18 protein-coding genes, 1 tRNA gene and 1 other RNA gene are annotated in these 16,724 nt (G+C 64.0%); 2 read left to right on the top strand and 18 right to left on the bottom strand.

What is annotated here, in order from left to right; genetic code table 11:
* Positions 1 to 4: 4 nt before the first annotated feature.
* The 8 genes from recR to DyAD56_RS18140 all read right to left on the bottom strand — a co-directional run bounded on the left by recR (position 5) and on the right by DyAD56_RS18140 (position 5,235).
* Positions 5 to 598 (bottom strand): recombination mediator RecR, encoded by a 594-nt coding sequence (gene recR / locus DyAD56_RS18105; protein WP_102304209.1) that lies wholly within the window; start codon positions 596 to 598, stop codon positions 5 to 7.
* A 145-nt stretch (positions 599 to 743) separates the two neighbouring features.
* Complete coding sequence (locus DyAD56_RS18110; RefSeq protein WP_026033630.1) at positions 744 to 1,067, bottom strand: YbaB/EbfC family nucleoid-associated protein; 324 nt, start codon at positions 1,065 to 1,067, stop codon at positions 744 to 746.
* A 19-nt stretch (positions 1,068 to 1,086) separates the two neighbouring features.
* Positions 1,087 to 2,769 (bottom strand): DNA polymerase III subunit gamma/tau, encoded by a 1,683-nt coding sequence (gene dnaX / locus DyAD56_RS18115; RefSeq protein WP_102304211.1) that lies wholly within the window; start codon positions 2,767 to 2,769, stop codon positions 1,087 to 1,089.
* A gap of 98 nt (positions 2,770 to 2,867) precedes the next feature.
* Positions 2,868 to 2,964: signal recognition particle sRNA small type (gene ffs, locus DyAD56_RS18120), an RNA gene on the bottom strand.
* A 60-nt stretch (positions 2,965 to 3,024) separates the two neighbouring features.
* Positions 3,025 to 3,117 (bottom strand) — tRNA-Ser (locus DyAD56_RS18125).
* A gap of 100 nt (positions 3,118 to 3,217) precedes the next feature.
* Entirely contained in the window at positions 3,218 to 3,721 is a 504-nt protein-coding gene (locus DyAD56_RS18130; protein WP_102304213.1) for a DinB family protein, read from the bottom strand.
* Positions 3,722 to 3,748: 27 nt separating this feature from the next.
* A complete protein-coding gene (locus tag DyAD56_RS18135) occupies positions 3,749 to 4,507 on the bottom strand; it encodes an MBL fold metallo-hydrolase (RefSeq protein WP_102304214.1) in 759 nt (252 codons plus the stop codon).
* Complete coding sequence (locus DyAD56_RS18140) at positions 4,504 to 5,235, bottom strand: 3-deoxy-D-manno-octulosonic acid kinase (RefSeq protein ID WP_102304216.1); 732 nt, start codon at positions 5,233 to 5,235, stop codon at positions 4,504 to 4,506. The genes DyAD56_RS18135 and DyAD56_RS18140 overlap by 4 nt, the downstream gene beginning before the upstream one ends.
* 93 nt (positions 5,236 to 5,328) lie before the next feature.
* Here DyAD56_RS18140 and DyAD56_RS18145 point away from each other — a divergent pair, with 93 nt between their 5' ends.
* Complete coding sequence (locus DyAD56_RS18145) at positions 5,329 to 6,372, top strand: glycosyltransferase family 9 protein (protein WP_102304218.1); 1,044 nt, start codon at positions 5,329 to 5,331, stop codon at positions 6,370 to 6,372.
* 49 nt (positions 6,373 to 6,421) lie between these two features.
* On the opposite strand, the gene DyAD56_RS18150 is transcribed toward DyAD56_RS18145, so the two are convergent.
* Positions 6,422 to 6,820, bottom strand: a complete 399-nt coding sequence (locus tag DyAD56_RS18150; RefSeq protein WP_102304220.1) for a DUF6165 family protein — start codon at positions 6,818 to 6,820, stop codon at positions 6,422 to 6,424.
* Between the two features lie 160 nt (positions 6,821 to 6,980).
* Here DyAD56_RS18150 and DyAD56_RS18155 point away from each other — a divergent pair, with 160 nt between their 5' ends.
* Positions 6,981 to 7,448 carry a glycine zipper 2TM domain-containing protein gene (locus DyAD56_RS18155; protein WP_158241382.1) on the top strand — a complete coding sequence of 156 codons (468 nt, stop codon included), beginning with the start codon at positions 6,981 to 6,983 and terminating at the stop codon, positions 7,446 to 7,448.
* A 61-nt stretch (positions 7,449 to 7,509) separates the two neighbouring features.
* Here the strand turns inward: DyAD56_RS18155 and lpxK are convergent, their stop codons facing one another.
* The 9 genes from lpxK to DyAD56_RS18200 form a co-directional block, all read right to left on the bottom strand.
* Entirely contained in the window at positions 7,510 to 8,490 is a 981-nt protein-coding gene (gene lpxK, locus DyAD56_RS18160) for a tetraacyldisaccharide 4'-kinase (protein WP_102304222.1), read from the bottom strand.
* A gap of 9 nt (positions 8,491 to 8,499) precedes the next feature.
* Positions 8,500 to 10,278 (bottom strand): lipid A export permease/ATP-binding protein MsbA, encoded by a 1,779-nt coding sequence (gene msbA / locus DyAD56_RS18165; RefSeq protein ID WP_102304224.1) that lies wholly within the window; start codon positions 10,276 to 10,278, stop codon positions 8,500 to 8,502.
* Positions 10,275 to 10,706, bottom strand: coding sequence for a biopolymer transporter ExbD (locus tag DyAD56_RS18170; protein ID WP_102304226.1), 432 nt, complete (start codon positions 10,704 to 10,706; stop codon positions 10,275 to 10,277). The genes msbA and DyAD56_RS18170 overlap by 4 nt, the downstream gene beginning before the upstream one ends.
* A 3-nt stretch (positions 10,707 to 10,709) precedes the next feature.
* Positions 10,710 to 11,357 carry a MotA/TolQ/ExbB proton channel family protein gene (locus DyAD56_RS18175; RefSeq protein WP_102304228.1) on the bottom strand — a complete coding sequence of 216 codons (648 nt, stop codon included), beginning with the start codon at positions 11,355 to 11,357 and terminating at the stop codon, positions 10,710 to 10,712.
* A 162-nt stretch (positions 11,358 to 11,519) separates the two neighbouring features.
* Entirely contained in the window at positions 11,520 to 13,817 is a 2,298-nt protein-coding gene (locus tag DyAD56_RS18180; RefSeq protein ID WP_102304229.1) for a DNA internalization-related competence protein ComEC/Rec2, read from the bottom strand.
* 109 nt (positions 13,818 to 13,926) lie between these two features.
* The gene (gene lolD, locus DyAD56_RS18185) at positions 13,927 to 14,637 is read right to left on the bottom strand and encodes a lipoprotein-releasing ABC transporter ATP-binding protein LolD (protein ID WP_233202610.1); all 711 of its coding nucleotides are present in this window, start codon (positions 14,635 to 14,637) and stop codon (positions 13,927 to 13,929) included.
* The gene (locus DyAD56_RS18190; protein ID WP_102304233.1) at positions 14,630 to 15,877 is read right to left on the bottom strand and encodes a lipoprotein-releasing ABC transporter permease subunit; all 1,248 of its coding nucleotides are present in this window, start codon (positions 15,875 to 15,877) and stop codon (positions 14,630 to 14,632) included. Before DyAD56_RS18190 ends, lolD begins: the two co-directional genes overlap by 8 nt.
* 68 nt (positions 15,878 to 15,945) lie before the next feature.
* Positions 15,946 to 16,401, bottom strand: coding sequence for a hypothetical protein (locus DyAD56_RS18195; protein ID WP_102304235.1), 456 nt, complete (start codon positions 16,399 to 16,401; stop codon positions 15,946 to 15,948).
* A complete protein-coding gene (locus DyAD56_RS18200; protein WP_102304237.1) occupies positions 16,373 to 16,621 on the bottom strand; it encodes a succinate dehydrogenase assembly factor 2 in 249 nt (82 codons plus the stop codon). Before DyAD56_RS18200 ends, DyAD56_RS18195 begins: the two co-directional genes overlap by 29 nt.
* Positions 16,622 to 16,724 lie beyond the last annotated feature (103 nt).

The raw sequence follows: 16,724 nt of genomic DNA on the forward strand, positions 1-16,724 counted from the left end.
CACGTCAGTCCACGGACTGCCGGCTACCGAAAGCGTGCGCCAACGTGCCGCGATCGACGTATTCCAGCTCGCCCCCCAGGGGCACGCCATGCGCCAATCGCGTTGGGCGTACGCTGGCCGCACGCGCGAGTTGCGCGAGATAGTGTGCCGTCGCTTCGCCTTCTACGGTGGGATTGGTGGCTATGATCATTTCCTCGATCTCGCCTTCGCCCAGCCGCTCGACCAACTGATCGAGACCGAGCTCCTCGGGCCCCAACCCATCCAGCGGCGACAGCCGCCCCAATAAGACGAAATACTGGCCGCGATATCCGGTGGCCTGCTCGATGGCCGCCAGATCCGTCGGCGACTCCACCACGCACAACAGGTGGCGATCACGACTGCTGCCAGAGCACAGCGCGCATACCGGCGCTTCACTGAAATTGCGGCAGCGCGAGCAATTGCCGATCTCACGCATAGCCTGCTCCAGCACCAGCGCCAAGCGCTGCCCGCGCTCGCGGTCGCGTTCGAGCAGATGGAAGGCCATGCGCTGCGCGCTCTTGCCACCCACGCCGGGCAGGCAGCGCAATGCTTCGATGAGATCGGTAAGAAGCTTGCTCATGAATCGAATATCACTGTAGAAGCGCACCCTGCGCGCGACTGGGGAGATGCATCGTTACTTTCGTTAGCGGCTTTCGCCGCTGTACCGCGATGGCATCTCCGCTCCATGGGAGACCGCCCACAAAGCGCGCTCCCGCAGAAGCGCTTCAGAACGGCATCTTGAAGCCGGGCGGAAGATTCAGGCCGGAGGTCACGCCGCCAAGCTTGTTCTTGCTGACGTCCGCCACCTTGTTGACCGCGTCGTTCACCGCGGCGGCGACCAGATCCTCTGCCATCTCCGGGTCATCGGCGAAGAGCTTGCGATCGATCTGCACGCGGCGCACTTCGTGTGCCCCCGTCATGACAACAGTGACGAGGCCGCCACCGGCGCTGCCGGTGACTTCCAGCTTGGCGATCTCTTCCTGCGCACGCTTCATTTCTTCCTGCATGCGCTGGGCCTGCTGCATCAGCTGACCAATCTGTCCTCTCATGGCATAACTCCGCTATCTCTCAGTTTTCAAACGGTTTGATCGACTGAGGCACAACACGCGCCCCGAATTCGCGCTTGAGCGATTGCACCAGTGGATCTTCCTCGATGGCCTGCTCGGCCGCCGACTGCGCAGCTTCGCGCGCATTAGCGGCGCGTGCTGCCGGGGTTTCACCCACCGCGCCGCGCTCTTCGACAAAACGCAGCTTCACGCGCTCACCCAGTGCCTGACTGATGCGTTCTTCCATCTGGCTGGTCATGGGCTCGACCGCCAGATGCATGTGCATGGGCTGCAGGACCAGTACCAGCGTCTGCCCTTCGCGATCGCGCAGCGCGGCATTCTGGGCGAGCTGGCCCAGCGGGCCTCTCAGGTTGGCCTGCTCGATCAGGCTGTCCCAATGAGGCAGACCGCGCGCGTCCGTCGCAATCGGCGCACGCGGAGCGGGCGCGGCAGCCGGCGGCGCTGCAGGTGCGGGAGCCGCGCGCACGGGTGATGGTTCCGCCACGCTGGCCATATGCATGCGCTCGTTGGCCACCGGTGCCGAAGCGCGTGGCGCCTGCGCCGGCGCGCGTGGCGCGGTGCTGGCCGCCGGACGCTCGACCTGCGAACCACCGCCTTCGGCGGGGCGAAACGCGAGCATGCGCAACATGGCCATTTCAAAGCCGGTGCGAGCATCTGGCGCGAGTGCCAGATCGCGGCGGCCCGTAGTAGCAATCTGGTAGTACAGCTGCACGTCTTCCGGCGCCAGTTGCCCGGCGAGCGCTACCAATGTCTCGCCGTCACTGTCGTCCTGCTCCGGCCGATAGCCCGGCACGAGCTGGGTCAGCTGAATGCGATGGAGCACGCTGCCCAGGTCGTCCAGTACGCCGCCGAAATCAGGCGAGAAGGATGCAATGCGCGTGCACTCAGCCATCAGTGCTTCGCCGCTGCCCTCCGTCAGCGCCTGCAGGAGGCCCAGCACCTGCCCGCGAGCGACGCTGCCCAGCATGGCGCGCACGTCATCCACGCGTAGCGAGCCACCACCGTAAGCGATGGCCTGGTCCAGTAGCGACAAGCCGTCGCGCAGCGAACCATCCGCACCACGCGCCAGCTCGGCGATGGCGGCGTCTTCGTAGGGGATATTTTCCGCACCAAGGATGTGGCGCATCTGCCCGGATATTTGCTCGGGCAGCAGGCGCTTCAGGTTGAACTTCAGGCAGCGCGACAGCACCGTCACCGGCAGCTTCTGCGGATCGGTGGTAGCGAGCAGGAACTTCACGTGCGGCGGCGGCTCTTCCAGCGTCTTCAGCAACGCATTGAAGGCCGGCTTGGAGAGCATGTGCACCTCGTCGACCAGGTACACCTTGAAGCGCCCCCGGGCGGGCGCGTACTGCGCGTTTTCGATCACCTCGCGCACATCGTCCACGCCGGTGTTACTGGCGGCGTCGATCTCAAGCAGGTCAACGAAACGACCCGCGTCCACCGCGGTGCAGACGGCGCATTCACCGCAGGGATCGGCCGATTCGCCCCGCTCGCAGTTCAGCGACTTGGCGAAGATGCGCGCAATCGTGGTCTTGCCTACGCCGCGCGTACCGGTAAACAGATAGGCATGGTGCATGCGGCCGGTGTCGAGCGCATTGGTGAGCGCGCGCACGACGTGCTCCTGCCCGACGAGTTCAGCGAACTTGCGAGGGCGCCATTTGCGCGCGAGTACCTGATAGGACATTCCGGTATACCTTGGGGCAAGTACCGATTGTGCCAAGTCGGCGGGGGATAAGTCAGCACTGACTATCACGGCCTGGCGGAAGCCCGAAAAGGCGGCGGCCCTGCCAGCCACACCCCGGCACCCGAATCATTCGCTACCGTTGCTCCCTTCCGGGCCTGGCGGAATTTACGAACTATCGTCGCGGGGGGACCGACAGGGCCACCATAGAGACGTGCATTTTGCGTCGGCTCAAGGCCGGCGCCCGGTTTCACTCACTGGCGGAGAGGGCGGGATTCGAACCCGCGATACGGGGATAAGCCGTATACACACTTTCCAGGCGTGCTCCTTCAACCACTCGGACACCTCTCCGCAATGGTGAAACCGCTCGCCAGGGACTCACGTCCCGGCAAAGAGGCGAAAGGATAGCGGGATGGGCCCGTTCACACAAGATAGCGCGGGGCGGCCCGGCTCACTCCTGCGGCACGTCCCGCAGGAACACGGGGAGGTCCGTTGCCGGCGGCTTGGCCGGCACCTGGTAAAACATATCCGCCACGAAACCCCGGTGGTAAGTGGCGTGGTTGACCACGTGCAGGATCATCTCCTCGCGAGTCATCCGCCCCTCCCCGCCACCGATGAATTGGAACGTGACCACCTCGGCCGCCTGTGCTGGCGTGAGCGTCGAGGCATAGTCCCGGTACCACGCATTCATGGCCTGCTGCTTTGCCCACAATTCATCGAGCGGCAGCGGCTCGGGCGTGTTGCGACTGGTGTGACCATGGGCTCGCCCTTGCAGGTGCGCCTGGAAAATGTCGTCGACGACCCAGCTATGGCTGAGCGTACGCAGCATGTTGCCGAAGACCGTGGCACGCGGAGAAGTCGATGCACCCTCGGGCAGCGCTGCGACCGCCGCATAGGTCAGCTGGTCGGCCCAGTCCCGGTAACGCAACAGTTTCTGGAGATAAGGCGTGGACATGGTGTTCGGAATCCGTGGTGAAAGACGTCAACCGGCATCGGGGCGAGGCAGCGCCGGTTCCGGGAGCGTCAAGCGCTCGCCCGGACGAGCAACGGCATAGCCGCGCGACGCCAATGCCTGCCCGTCGGCTTCGCTGCCGTAGTGGTACAGACGCAAGCGGGACCGCCACGACTCCGGATACTCGCGTTCGATATCGTCAATGCCCGTGTGCGAGGGATTTCCCACCAACCCGCAATCATGGGCAATGAATTCGGCGCCAGCCGCCACCCGCGCAAGCACTTCCGGAATCGGACGTGTGTCGCCGGTATAGGCAAAACTGCCCGCCAAGGCGACGCCGTAGGACGTACCGGCCATATGGTGCCGCGTACCGAACACGTCGAACCACAAGCCATCCAGCCAAAATCCCCGCGTGCAAGGCACCAAGCGGAAGGCTTCCCAGAAATTGACGCCACCCTCGGCCAGCACATTGGGGTAATCCGCCACGCGTGCCTGCAGCCACGGCATCAACCCCGCATGCACGAACACTTTGGTGCGCCCGCGCCATGCATCGTCGAACCACAGCCGGAAGAACAACCGCTCCATTCCCCCGATGTGGTCCATGTGGGTGTGCGTGATGTATAGCGCGTGCGGGGGCTCACCGTAGGCGGCGATGTAGCGGTCCAGCGTATCGGGGCCGCAATCAATCAGCAGCAGCGGCTTGCCGTCCCGCTCCAGTACAACGGCCGAGGAGCCCAGTTCCACGGCGTGCGCCGCGCCGACACCCAGGAAATGCAGGGACCAGTTCATGCTCTCAGGGTACGCTCATAGCGATAAACCAAGGGTTTCCACAGCAGCTCCTCGAACACCGCCTCACCCTGTGAGGCCGCGCCCAGCTTCACCAGCGAACGGCGCAAGCGCTGCAGGTTGGCCTGTTGCCAGCTGTCGGCGGGTTCGCGTTGGCGACCGCGGTCGAAATCGATCAGGTAAAGCTCGTCGTCGGTCACCAGCACATTATGGGCGTTGAGATCGGCATGCCAGATGCCTGCGCGATGGAACCGCGCAACCAACGCCCCCACCAACTCCGCCATTTCGCCGTCCAGCCGTCCCGACGCCAAGCACTCGGCCAACGTTTGGGCATGAGTGATGCGACGGGTAATGAGGTCGGCCGAGTAGAGCAATCCATGCCGGCGATAGCGGCAGGCGACGGGCGGCGCGCTTGGCAACCCGAGCGCAGCGATGCGCGCAAGCAGGCGGAACTCCATGAAGCTGCGGGTGTGATCGGCGCCGTTCCAGAGGTAGCGATCGCCCATCAGCTTCGCCACCATCCCGCCGCGCCGGTAATGACGCAGCACGCATTCGCCGGCCGACGTGTCGATGATGGCGACGCCGCCACGACCGCCGGATTGCTGGCGTAACGCACCCCGTTCGCGCCACGCCTCCGGCTCGAACCAGTCATCCTCGACTTGTGGCGACACCGTGGCGTCGAACAGAATCGCCCCTGTGGCGCCTTCGCGAATTCGTTCCTGCATCGCCATCTGTACGTCAGACACCCGCCCTGAGGCCCAAGTGCCGTGATTCTAGCCGAGGGCCGTCCCGAATCCACGCCGCCACATCGACCAGCACCCTTCATGCCCACACCCTCCTACATCTGCCTCCTGCGCACGTCCGCCATCGGCGACGTAACCCACGTCGTGCCACTGGTGCGAACCCTGCAGGCAGCGTGGCCCCAGGTTGAACTCACCTGGATCGTAGGCAAGCTGGAGCGCCGACTGGTCGGCGACATCCCCGGCGTCAATTTCGTCACGTTCGATAAGGGCGCCGGTTTTGCCGGCATGCGCGCGGTCGCCGATGCACTGAACGGCCAGCGCTTCGATGCGCTGCTGCAGATGCAGGTCGCCCTGCGCTCCAACCTGCTCAGCCTGTTCGTCAAAGCCCGCCAGCGCATCGGCTACGACAAGGCGCGGGCCAAGGATGGGCATGGCGTGGTGATCAATGAGCGTATCCCCGCCCGCACCGGCGAACACGTGCTGGATGCCATGGGCAGCTTCTGCGAACCGTTGGGCCTCAAGCAGACACAGGTGCGTTGGGATATTCCGATCCCCGAGGAGGCCCATGCCTGGGCCGCTGAGCAGCTACCCGGCGAACAACCCACCCTGCTGGTGAGCCCGACCTCCAGCCACTCGCTGCGCAACTGGCGCCCTGAGCGCTACGCCGCGGTGATGGACCATGCCGCTACGCGCGGCTGGCGTGTGGTGCTGGTGGGTGGCCCGTCCTCCTTCGAACGCAGCATGGCCGATGCCGTCCTCGCCGCGTGCCGCCACGCCCCCGTCGACCTCACGGGCAAGGACACGCTGAAGAAGATGATGGCCATGCTGGTGCGTGCGCCGATGCTGCTGTCGCCGGACTCCGGGCCGATGCATATGGCAAACGCGGTGGGCTGCAAGGTGCTGGGCCTCCATGCCGCCAGCAATCCAAACCGTTCCGGCCCCTATTCCGACCGGCGCTGGTGCGTGGACAAGTACGATGAGGCTTCGCTTGCCTTCCTCGGCAAGTCTTCCAGCGAGATTCCGTGGGGCGCCAAGATCGAGAAGCCCGGCGTGATGGACCTGATCACGGTTGACGACGCGGTCGACCGGTTCGAGGCGTGCGCCGCCCACCTCGGCCTGGCCTGAACCTCAAAATGTCAGGAGCGCTTACGCGCCCCCGACAGTGTCCGGCCAGTTACTTGGCGCGGTAATCCTGGTACGACTTCTCTTCGACCAGCTGCGAGCCCAGCTTGACGTTGATCTCGCGCTTCACCGCAGCGCGCTCGTCGTTCTGGAAATACACCGAGCGAGCCAGCTCGATGAACTCAGCGTCGAAGGCCTGTGCCTTTTCCTTCAGGCGGATGCGGTCTTCGATATCCCACAGCGACTCGTTGACGGCGAGCAGGCGGGCACGCTCGGCGGAAATATCCGTGGTCGATGCCGGGTGGCCGGCCCAGGTCGTGTTGAGCAGATCCAGCTCGGTACGCACGTTAGCCAGCTTCGCGGCGTCGGTGATCTGCTTGGACTTGATTTCCAGGATGGTGATCTTGTCAATCAGCTCGCCGTAGGAAACCGGGACTTGGATAAGGCTCATGGGAACTCCGAAAAAGAGAAAGTTGTCCGGTGACATACCCGTCACGACGGCCGGCCGAGAAAGACCTCATGATAAGGCGTATCGCTCGATCATTCAGTCCGTCATTCAGCCTGCCCCGCTAGACTGGTGCCGCAACATTTTCCCATTGGAGAGAAAGTCCATGTTCACCCCTCGCCTCGCCGTGTTGTCGCTGGCAGCCCTGCTGGCCGCCAGTCCGTTTGCCGCCAGCGCCCAGTCCGCGCGCAACGGCGTACTGGTCCGCAACGACGGCATTTATCTCCGCTGTGACCAGTGCGGCACGGTGGAAGCCATCGACCAGAACATTACCCAGGGCAACGATCACAGCATGGCCGGCACCATCATCGGCGGCATTGCCGGCGGCGTGCTGGGCAACCAGGTTGGCAAGGGCAAGGGCAACACCCTCGCTACCGTGGCTGGTGCTGTCGGCGGCGGTTACGCCGGCAACCGCATCGGCGCCAACAGTGGTCGCCCGAATGCCAGCTATACCTTGCGCATCCGCATGGGCAACGGCGGCTACAGCAACGTGACGGTGCCGGACGCCAGCGCTATTCGCGTGGGCGACATGGTGCAGATCGACCCGCAGGGCAACATCGCCCGCATCCAGTAAGCGGCGGGCCGATGCCCAACAAAAAAGCCGACCCTCGGGTCGGCTTTTTTCGTATCCGGGATCAATGCCTGTCGCGTTGTAGGCGCGTCTCGATATCGTCGAAGAAAGCAGGTGGCAATACCGCCCGCACGGGCACCGACCACCAGTGGGGCTGCGCGAAAGGCCGGCACTTCACCGCATCTTTTTCGGTCATCAGCACAGGCCGATCATCGCCAAACGAAAGATCATCCGGCACGAACGCGTGGTGGTCGGGAAAAGCATGCTCGATCACCTGCAGTCCCTGAGAGCGCAGGCTTGCAAAGAAGCGCACGGGATGCCCGATGGCAGCCACTGCGTGTACGGTTTGTCCGGCGAACTCCGTCAGCGGCTTGATATGTTCGTCCACCAACGCGCGCACGGTGCCACCGCGAAGCTCCATCGGCACATCGCCTGGCGCCACCACTCCGCCGTTGCAGACGCGGTAACTCACCCTTTGCAGGCGCGACATCGGCTCGCGTAGCGGCCCTGCCGGCAGCAATCGGCCGTTGCCGAAACGGCGCACACCATCGATGACACAAATTTCAAGATCGCGAGCCAACGCGTAATGCTGCAGGCCATCGTCGGCGATCACCAGGTCGCAACCCGCCTCAAGCAGCAGCTTCGCCGCCGCCGGACGATCACGCCCCACCGCCACCGGCACGCCACTGGCGCGAATGAGGCAAGGCTCGTCACCAACGCGCGCGGGGTCAGGCAGGTCACCCAGCAACAGGGGTTCCTTCTGCGTACCACCGTAGCCACGGCTTACCACGCCCGGCGTATAGCCGCGCTTGCGCAGTGCCTCGGCCAGGGCAATGGTTAGCGGCGTCTTGCCGGTGCCGCCAACGCTCAAATTGCCGATGACCACCACCGGGACCGGCAGGCGCACGCTGCGCAGCACACCCCGACGATACAGGCCGCACCGACAACTGGTCAGCGCGCCATAGAGCCACGAGAGCGGCCCAGTCCACCACGGCGCACGCGCCGTTCCATACCATGCCGATTCGAGCCGTTCGGCCAGCGTCATGCGACGGCCTCAGTCACCGGGCTGGCTATGAAACTGCATGCGATGCAGCGCGGCGTACTGCCCGCCCTGGGCCAGCAGTTCGGCATGGGTACCGCGCTCGACGACGCGGCCATGATCCATCACGGCGATCTGGTCGGCGTGCTCGATGGTGGACAAGCGGTGGGCAATCACCAGCGTCGTGCGGTGGCGCATAAGGCCCTGCAGCGCCTGCTGAATCAGGCGCTCGGACTCGGTGTCGAGTGCGCTGGTCGCCTCGTCCAGCACCAGGATCGGCGCATTCTTGAGGATGGCGCGCGCGATGGCGATGCGCTGCCGCTGCCCACCGGAAAGGCGGTTGCCGCCCTCGCCGATCGGACTGTGGATGCCCTCGGGCATGCCCGCGATGAACTCCATCGCGTGGGCGGCCGTGGCAGCGGCAACGATGTCCTGTTCGCTTGCGCCAGCCAGTTCACCGTAGGCGATGTTCTCCGCCACCGTGCCGTCGAACAGCACCACGTTCTGCCCCACCCATGCGATCTGACGACGCAGCGAGTCCAGCGTGTAGCTCTCGTAGTTCTCGCCGTCGAGCAGGATGCGTCCACTGCTGGGCTCGTTGAAGCGGGGCAGCAGGCTGACCAGACTGCTCTTGCCGCTGCCCGAACGCCCCACCAGGGCTGTCACCGTACCCGGTGCGCAATACAGGTCCACGCCTGCCAGGGCTTCGAACTCGCCCAGCGGATAGACCAGGCCCACCTTGTCGAAGCGCAGGTCGCCCTTGGTGCGTTCGAGCACCTTGGTACCGTGGTCCACTTCCGGCGGCAGGTCCATCAGGGAGAACAGGTTCTCCGCCGCCGAGATGCCTGTCTGCATGGTGGACTGCACGTTGGTAAGGCGCTTCAGCGACGACAGCATGCCGCCCATGGCCGTAAGCACGGCAATGAACACGCCCGGCGAAATATGATCGATCTGCGATGGCCGCGACGCCAGAAACACCATGCCTGCGAGCGCCACCGAAGCCACCGTCTGGATGGACGAACCGGAGACAGCACTGGTGGCGATGATCTTCATGTTGAGGTAGCGCGCGCGATCGGACACCTGCCGGAAGCGTTCGTCAGCCTGCTTCTGCCCGCCATAGATGCGGACCTCGCGATGGGCCTTGATCATTTCGTCCACCGTACCGGTGACCGAGCCCATCATGCCCTGGATGCGCCGGCTGACCATGCGGTAGCGACGGCTCACCGCCGAGGCGATGAGCACGATGGCAGGCACCAGGATCAACAAAGCCGTCGTGAGGTACACGCTATTGTGCAGCATGACCACGATCATGCTGATGACGGTGATGCTCTCCGTCACTGCCACCTTCAGCGCATCGGTGGATGCGCCGGCGACCTGCTCACTGGTGTAGGTGATGCGCGAGACCTGATGGCCAGAATGCTCGCTGCCGAAGAACGACGCAGGCAGGCGCAGGTAGGCGGCGAACACGTCGCGCTGCATGGACTGCACCACGTTGCGCGCCACGTAGCCCATGCCGTAGTTGCTGATCAGGATGGCAATGCCGCGCATCGTGAAAATACCGATGATCCACCACGGCATCCAGCGGATCAGGTACGGATCCTTCTGCTGCAGCAGCGTGTCCATGATCGGCTGCAACGCGTTGGTGAAGACGGCCAACGCGCCGCCGTCCACAGCAAAGCCGACGATGGCAATCAGGATCACCGGCCAGTAACGGACCGAGTAGCCGAGCAAGCGCTTGTAGATCTGCCGGCTATGTGCGTCCCACAGGGCGACTTTCTTCTTGCCCTCGCTCATGGCCCCGTGCCCGACTGGGTCGGCGTGGTGGCGATGGACAGCTTGGTAAAGCCCAACTGGCCCAGCGCGTCCATGGCGATGACGACGTTCTGGTGCGGCGTCATCGCGTCCGCGCGGATGGTGACCTGACGCTCGCGATCGTCGCCGGCGACATTGGCGATAGCCTGCTTGAGCGGCTCAACGCCTTCACCGTGGACTTCATCGCTGCCCACAAAGAAATGGCCGTCGCGATCCACCACGATGGTGAGCGCGGGTGCCTGCATGTCGCGCTCTTCCGCGCTGGCCTTGGGCAGCGTCACCTGCAACCGCGAATGCTGGATGAAGGTGGTGGTGAGCACGAAGAACATCAGCAGGGTAAGCAGCACGTCGATCAGCGAGATCACGTTGATCTCGAAATCGTCTTGCCGACGGTCGTTACCGATACGCATGCGTCAGCCCGCGCTCGACTCGGTGGTGACGCGCGGTGCGCGCGTACGCGGTGCGGGCGCCGTCTGGTTGACGGTCAGCTCGTCGAGCAGTTCGGTCGCCTGCTTCTCCATCTCGACGCAGTAACCGGCCACTTTGGAGCGGAAATAGCGATGCAGCACATAGGCCGGAATAGCGACGATCAGACCCGTGGCGGTACAGATCAGCGCTTCGCCGATGCCGCCCGCCATCTTCATGGGATCGCCCACGCCACCACGCATCACTTCCATGAACATGCGGATCAGGCCGATGACGGTACCCAGCAGACCCAGCAGCGGACCGATCAGGGCAATCGTGCCGAGCGTGTTGAGGTAACGCTCCATGCGATGAACGACATGGCGCCCCGTGTCCTCGATGCGCTCCTTGATGAGTTCGCGCGGACGGTTGCGAACGGCCAGCGCCGACGCCAACAGCTCACCCAGCGGGGATCCGTTCGCCAGCGTCGACAGGTGGTTGGGATCCAGCTGCCCCGAACGAGCCCAGTTACGTACTTCCTCGCCCAGGCCGGGCGGCAATACGGATGAGCGGCGCAGGGTCCAGCAACGCTCCAACACGATCGCGAGCGCGACCGCCGAACAGATCAGGATGGGCAACATTGCCCAGCCACCAGCCATCAGGATTTCCAGCACAACGACTCCGGGCCGCTCAGACAGTCAGGGAAGCACGCATCATATCAGTCTCACCAAGCCGTTCCGCGGCACCCGTGGCAGTTGCGAAACGCATGTGAAGAGGCTCTTTGGGGGCCGATTGTCCGTGTTGCAAGGCCGCATCCAGGCTCATTCGCGCCAGTAACGAGACTGGCGCTGTCGCCAAGTCTCAGAGACGTGCGGCGCTCCATCCGGCGGCAGATCCACTTGGATGGCGCCAGCGGTCGCCGTGTTCAGCCAAGGCACGCCCGCGTCGTCATAGCGCTGCATGACCGCTGCATTGGGGTGATGGAAGCGGCTTCGCCACCCTGCCGACACCAGCGCCAACGTTGGCGACGTCGACTGAATGAACCCCACGCTGGACGAGGTCTTGCTGCCGTGATGCGGCACCGACAACACGAGCGGCGGCCCATGCGGTATCGCCGCCGCCACCGCTGGCTCGACCGCTGCCGAGATGTCGCCGGTCAGCAACGCCCGGCCGCCCTTCCCTTCCACCAGCAGCACGCAGGATCGGTCGTTCGCCGGCCCACCCTCTCTACCCGACGGCAATATCCGCACGGTCACACCCTCCCATTGCCAGCGCTTGCCCGGCTCACAGGGCGCCATGGGAATGGGCAGCCGCTCGGGTTCACCGGAAATGCGCTCCGCCTCGGGAAACGCCGCCGCGACGGCGGGCACACCGCCCGCGTGATCGTTGTCCGCGTGACTGGCGACAATCAGGTCCACACGCCCAATACCGAGTGCATGTAACGAGGGAAGCACCGCGGCTTCGCCCAGATCGAAATCCGATGGATAGCGCGCCCCTGCGTCGTAGACCAGCACGTGATGCTCGGTGCGAACCAGCATGGATAACCCTTGGCCAACATCGAGCATCCATAGCTGGAACCCGCCAGCGACAGGAACATCCCTTGGCGGGAACAGCAGCGGCAGGAACAGCAGGCCGCCCAACCAGCGCATCGGCATGCCGCGCGGCATGAACAGCCAGAGTGCGCCCAGCGTTGCGAACAACAAGGCCCACCCGCCCACTTCTGGCAGGTACCAGTGCGCACCCGGCCACGTCGCCATCCGCTCGAGCAACCACCACTGCGCATGGGCCAGCCATGCGGCACACCAGAACACCGGCTGCGCCAACGATGGACAAAGGCCCAACAGGATCATCCCCACCAGCGTCACGGGCACGATCACAAAACTGACGAAGGGCACGGCGATCAGGTTGGACAAGGCCCCCACCAGCGACGATTCGCCGAAGAACCACATCGTCAACGGCAGCAACGACAGCGTCATCACCAGTTGGCCCGACGACAATTCATGCAGGAAGCCGCGCAGCCCTCTACCACGCGTATTCATGCACGCCATCAGGAACGCCACGCCGATGAAGGAGAGCCAGAACCCCGCCGACAAGGCCGACAGGGGATCGGCCACCAGCACGGCCATCAACGCGACGGCGAGCGTCTGCGGACCATTGGCGTGGCGCCGGGAACAACGCGCCAACGCCACGATGCCTATCATCAGCAGCGTGCGCACCGTGGGAAGGCCGAATCCGGCGAGTGCGCCGTAAACGCCCGCAACCAGCATCGCCAGTGCCGCCTGTGCTTGCACCCGTGGCAAGCGCAGCCCAAGCCGAGGAAACAACAGGTAGATGAAGCGCGCAAACCACACGCCAAATAGCGCCGCTACGCCCACATGGAATCCCGAGATCGCAATGAGATGCGGAATGCCATTGGCACGAGCCACCTCCCAGTCACGCTGACTGAGTCCACGCGTGTCACTTACTGAAAATGTCTGCAGCAAGGCGGCATCATGTGGATCATCGACGCGCGCGGCGATGCCCTGACTGATCGCCTGGCGAACGGCGTTGACGCAGAAACCCGGTGAGCCACGTTGTTCGTTACCTGCCCCGTTGCGCACGTAACCGACGGCGACGATATGGCGTTCGAGAGCACTGCGCTCGCTATCCGCCCCACCTGGGTTGAGCATGCCGCGCGGTCGCTTCAACCGAAGGGTAAGTTGCCAGCGGCTGCATGGCGGAATGTCAGGTGCGTCGTTATACCAATTCACCCGCACGCGGCCGCGCAGCGCCAACGGCGTCGAGCCAAACCGGGCCTCCTCCACGTCCAGCAGGAAACCCGTAGCGTCATCGCGCACCAACGGCAGGTCGACAACGCGACCTACGACGTAGACATCCTGTCCCTCTCGATCACGTGGCAGCCGCGCGTCCATGGCTGTACCACCACGCCAGCATGCCCACGCGACACCGAGCAGACACCATGCCAGCGCACGTCCGTAGCGTCCGCAGCGAAACAGAACCAAGGCCACCAAGGCACCGACGCCACAGAGCCATGCGGGTGGAAGCGCGACCCACCACTGCACGGCCAGCACGCCGAGCAACAGCATGACCGCGGGTACCAGCGCACCGTCCTCGCGCACATCCCATCCCTCTCCGCAGAAAGGAACAGGTTAGTGAGTGCGCGAAAACTGTGATGCTGAAAAACGTGTAGGCGTTAGCGCCATAAGCCGCGCGATGGCGGCATGGGGGTCAGGCGAAAACCTTGTCGATCAGTTGGCCGTTGTGCAGTTCGAGCGTGCGATCCATACGCGCAGCCAGGCGATTGTCGTGCGTCACCAGGATGAAGCTGGTGCCGATCTCGCGATTGAGTTCGATCATCAGGTCATACACCTGCGCAGCATTGGTTTCGTCGAGATTGCCGGTCGGCTCGTCGCCCAGCACCACGGCCGGTCGCGTGACCAGCGCGCGCGCGACCGCGCTCCGCTGGCGTTCACCACCGGAAAGCTCTGCAGGCTTGTGATGCAGACGCTGGCCCAGGCCCACGCGGCTAAGCAGTGCCGCGGCCTGCTGTTCCGCCTCACTGATCGACACGCCGCGGATCAGCAACGGCATGCAGGCGTTCTCCAGCGCTGTGAACTCGGGCAGCAGATGATGGAACTGATAAATGAAGCCCATCGAGCGGTTACGCACACGACCGCGCTCGGCGTCGGAGAGGCTGGACAGGTTGCGTCCCTCCACCTCTACCGAACCCTGCGTGAGCGTATCCAGCCCACCAAGGATGTGCAGCAACGTGCTCTTGCCTGAGCCGGAGGCACCTACGATCGCCAGCGTCTCACCGCGATTCAGCGTGAAGCTGACGTCGGACAGCACGTCGGTCTTCAGGTCGCCCTCGTCGTACGTCTTGGCAATGTTGCTGGCACGCATCACCACGCCGGTGTGGCTGTTCATCGGCTTATTCATAACGCAGCGCCTGCGCAGGCTGGGTGCGCGATGCGCGCCAAGCGGGATAAAGGGTAGCCAGCAGCGAGAACAGGAAGGTGATTAAGGCCACCCAGCCCACGTCGCTGGCAGAGAGTTTGCTCGGGAGCTCGCTGATGTAATAGACGTCCGGCGAGAGGAAGGTGACGCCCGTAACGTGCTCGATCCACTTCACGATTGCCGGCAACTTCCATGACAGCAACGAGCCCAGTGCCACACCAAAGCCGATACCCACAAAACCGACGAGCACACCCTGCACCATGAACATGCCCATGATGCTGCGCGGCGTGGAACCCAGCGTTCGCAGGATCGCGATGTCGGCCTGCTTGTCCGTCACCAGCATCATCAGCATGGAAATAAGGTTGATCACTGCGACCAGGATGATCAGCGAGAGGATGATGAACATCACCTTCTTCTCCATTGAAATGGCGGAGAAGAAGTTGGCGTGACTGTCCATCCAGGTATCCACGCGATACACCTGGCCCAACTGGTCGGCCAGCTCGCGCGCCACTTCGCGCGCGTTGAACATGTCGTCCAGCTTCAGGCGGATGCCCGTCGGGCCATCGAGGCGATTGAGTCGCTCGGCGTCGGTCATGTTGATCAGAGCCAGACCGGAGTCGAACTCCTGCATGCCCATTTCAAATACACCCGACACGGTAAACGTGCGCAGGCTGGGCACGCTGCCAGTGATTGGCGACGATTGGAACGAGGGCACTGCGACGATAACCTTGTCGCCCACCGACACACCCAACTGCATCGCCAGCTCGCGGCCCAACACGACGTTCCAGCTACCCGGCGTCAACGCATTGAGCTTGCCCTCGACCATGTGCTGGTCGATATCCGATACCTTGGGCTCTACCGCCGGCTCGATGCCGCGAATCAACCCGCCCGTGGAACGGCGTGCCTGAAGAAAGGCTTCCGACTCGACGTAGGGCGCGGCGCCCTTCACGTGCTTGTTCGCCTCGGCGATTTTCACCGCGCGCGGCCATTCCTCCACCGCCTGCCCTGGCATGCCCGAGACGGTGGCATGCGAGATCGCACCGAGAATGCGCGAGCGCAACTCGTCATCAAAACCGTTCATCACCGACATCACCGTGATCAGCGCGGTGACGCTGATGGCGATGCACACAATGGATACGGTAGAGATGAAGGAGATGAACTGATTGCGACGCTTGGCGCGGGTGTAACGCAGGCCAATGAAAAGCTCTAGCGGTCGGAACATTAGGGCGGTCGCTTGTCGGTATCGAAGGGCTAGCCGCCCGATTGGCGAGATTATCGCCTGAGATGCGGCTAAACCGTAGGACCGCGTTCAGCCGCCAGAGTGCCCGATGCTTCGATCTGGGCCAATCGCATCCGCAGACGGCGGCGGATATCCGCGTCGCTGTTGTCTGGCGCCAGCAACAGCAAGGCGTGCCGCCGCCCAAGCAAGGACAGTAGCAGCCACACGATCTTCTCGCCGATCACCCGGAACGACGCCAGAGTTGCCTGGATATCGTCGCCAGAGCGCATCCGCACGTTCCAGCCGCCATCACGCGCACAGCCTGCGGCCTGAACCCATCGATCCGAAAAACGCATCCGCGTCCGCCAGCAGGCCAACAGCACGCCGACAGTGACGATCAGCTTTGCTACCCACGGCACGGCGCTCATCCACGTCGCCAGCACCGCGATCAGGGAAACGAGCAGAAGAAGACGGCCCAACCAGCGCGAGGGCCGGTACTCAAAGCCGATGGCGGGAGCGGATGTCATCGATGATGGCCTGCCAATCCGGGCGGGTCGCCTTGGCGTGCCCCATCACCCAGTCCCACAAGTCCGGGTCCTGCACGTCCAGCAATTCCTCGAAAGCCTGCCGCTGCGCTTCGTCAGCACCGGCAAAACGCTCGTCCAGCCAGCCGCCGAAAAGGGCGTCGAGTTCGCGGGTGCCACGGCGGGTGCGCCAGCGGAGGCGTTTGATGCGGGCTTCGTCCATAAATAACTCGAGGCGCCTCCTACGAAATACTTCCTCTCCCCTAGGGGGAGAGGATTGAGGTGAGGGGTCAATCTTGCCTCAGTTTGATCCAGGAATTAGGAGG

Source organism: Dyella sp. AD56 (assembly GCF_002878475.1).
Taxonomy (GTDB): Bacteria; Pseudomonadota; Gammaproteobacteria; order Xanthomonadales; family Rhodanobacteraceae; genus Dyella.